We start from the raw sequence: 2468 nt of genomic DNA, 5'->3' as shown, positions 1-2468 counted from the left end.
CACGTAGACCGTGCCGGAGAATTCATCGGCGTCGACGTCACCAACTGAGTAGAATGGTCAGGCCCTGCGCCGGCGCAGCGGCCACCTATTCCCGAAAAACCCGCTGCATCTGGTCCGTGAGGGGTTTCATCAGATAGGCGAGGACAGTGCGTTCTGCTTTGGTGATGAAAACCTCGACGGGCATGCCAGGCACCAACGTGCGCGGCTTGCCGTCAGCACCGACCGGAGGCTCGACCGACAACTTGACCCGGTAGAAGCGGCGTCGCGTCGCCTGATCCTCGATCAGATCGGGCGAAACGATGACGACTTCTCCGATCGTCTCCTTGAGGTTCCGATCGCAGACGGTCCTCCGCCGCCGTCTTGCGCTCAACACTCTCGTTGATCTTGTTGCGCGTATCGGCGAGTTCCTTCACGACCTCAGAGCGGAAGTCGTCGTCGAGACGCAGGATCTGGATCTTCTTCTCGGCGATCGAGCCGCGCGCCGAAGCGATGTCGGCGGTCAGCTTGCCACGCTCGCCCTCGATGCGGGTGCGGTCCCGCTCCAGCGCCGAGACGCGGGCGATCGGCACCAGATGCTTGGCATAAAGTTCGCGCACGCCTCTAAGCTCGTCGGCGATGAAGACCAATTCGCGGTCACGGGCCTCGCGCTGCGCCGTCAATCCTTCGATGCCCGCTTCAAGCTGCGCGATCTGCTCGGCAAGCTGCGTCTTGGCTGTGATGCGCGCGGCGCGGCGGCTGTCGAAGATCGTCCTTTGCCCCTTGATCGAAGCCTCAGCGTCCTGGTTGGTCTTTGCGCGCTTGAGAAGTGCCTCGGGAAGGTGGAGTGCGTCGGCGCCATCCCGCTCTGCGGTCAGGCGCGCATCCAGCGCTGTCAGCTCGTCCAGGCTCTTGGTGACGATCGAGAGGCTGGCGCGCAGGACCGTGTCGTCGAGCCGAACCAGAAGATCGCCGGCCCTGACGCGGTCGCCGTCGTGCACCTTGAGTTCGGCAACCACGCCACCTTCGGGATGCTGCACCTTCTTGGCGCTGCTTTCGACCGCGACCACCCCGGACGCGATGACCGCGCCGGAAATCTGGGCGAGCGCTGACCAGGCGGCGAGCCCGCCCAGAAGCCCAACCACGACGAAGATGCCTGCGAGCGCATGGCGGCGGATCGAGCGATCGTTGGCACTGAGCCCTGAGGATACGGACTTGTTAGTGTTCACCCGCATTGCTCACCACCTTGATCGCCTGTCGCCGTTGCGGTGCGCCGGTCTCGGGCGCGGGTTGGGCGCTCTGCATCTCCCCGATGTGCGCAAGTACTTGTTCCCTCGGTCCGAACGCCGCCTGCTTTCCGTCGATGATCGCAACCAACTTGTTGACGGCGCCGATCGCGCTGCGGCGATGGGCGATCAGCACGACGATGCCGCCGCGGGCCCGCACACCGGCCAGTGCCCGGTTGAGCGCTGCGTCACCTTCGCCATCGAGATTGGAATAAGGCTCGTCGAGCACGACGACGAAGGGATCGTTGTAGAGCGCGCGCGCAAGCCCAATGCGCTGCTGCTGGCCGGAGGAGAGTTTCAGGCCGCCGTCGCCAATGCGCGTGTCGTAGCCCTGCGGCAGCTTGAGGATYAGCTCGTGCACGTTGGCGAGYTGGGCGSCRCGAACGAYCGCCTCGTCGGTGCGSTCGGGATCAAAKCGCGCAATGTTTTCGGCGATGGTGCCGTCGAAGAGRTCGACGTCCTGCGGCAGATAGCCGATYGCCGCRCCCCGGTCGTCGGCMCGRAACTGSGYGAGYGGCGCCCCGTCGAGCGTGACTTCGCCGCGSATCAGCGGCCATAYGCCRGTGATGGCGCGCGCCAGCGTCGTCTTGCCAGAGCCYGAGGGKCCAATGACGCCGAGCCCGTCTCCCGSCTCGACCAGGATCTGCACGCCGGACACGGTCGGCAGCGACGCGCCGGGAGGAGCGATGAATCCGCCTTCGATCCGGAGCTGTTTGCGCGGCGCAGGCAGGCGCGTCTCCGGCGAGCGCACTTTGAGCAGACCGAGCGCCCGCCGCAGGCGCGCCGCGGCCTGGCGCGCGCCGATGAACAGCCGCCACTGCGCCACGGTCGCATCGATCGGCGCGAGCGCACGCGATGAAAGGATGGAGGTCGCGATAATCGCGCCCGACGAGATTTCCTGTCGGATCGCGAGGTAGGCGGCAAGCRCCAGCACCAGCGATTGCAACAGTAGACGTAACCCCCGCACGAGGGCGCTGACGAAGGAATTGCGGTCGACCCCGGCCTGCGTCGCCTCAAGGAATGTCAGGTTGGCGTCCTGGAAGCGCTGCTCGATCCGGCTTGCGAGGTTCATGGTGGCCAGCACTTCGGCGTTGCGCTTGCCGCCATCGACGATCGCCTGTCGTCTTGCGCCGGCTTTCACCAGGTCGGAATTGATGCTGCGGGCCCGCAATTCGCCCCAGATCGCGAGCGCTGAGACGATAGCGG

The 2468-nt window shown here is 65.8% G+C and carries 3 protein-coding genes; all 3 read right to left on the bottom strand.

Going from position 1 to position 2468, the window contains the following annotated elements:
- Nucleotides 1-85: 85 nt before the first annotated feature.
- The 3 genes from AC1D34_RS36910 to AC1D34_RS36900 are packed head-to-tail and all read right to left on the bottom strand — an operon-like array spanning nt 86 to nt 2433.
- Nucleotides 86-283, bottom strand: a complete 198-nt coding sequence (locus AC1D34_RS36910; RefSeq protein WP_476826942.1) for a beta-barrel domain-containing protein — start codon at nt 281-283, stop codon at nt 86-88.
- Entirely contained in the window at nt 213-1211 is a 999-nt protein-coding gene (locus AC1D34_RS36905) for a hypothetical protein (protein WP_476826941.1), read from the bottom strand. Before AC1D34_RS36905 ends, AC1D34_RS36910 begins: the two co-directional genes overlap by 71 nt.
- Nucleotides 1195-2433: an ATP-binding cassette domain-containing protein gene (locus AC1D34_RS36900; protein WP_476826940.1), complete on the bottom strand. Its 1239-nt coding sequence runs from the start codon at nt 2431-2433 to the stop codon at nt 1195-1197. The genes AC1D34_RS36905 and AC1D34_RS36900 overlap by 17 nt, the downstream gene beginning before the upstream one ends.
- Nucleotides 2434-2468: the final 35 nt, after the last annotated feature.

Source organism: Allobosea sp. P1_A7 (assembly GCF_056406775.1).
Note: the sequence above shows the minus strand (reverse complement) of the source record. Positions and strands in the feature narration are given on the sequence as shown.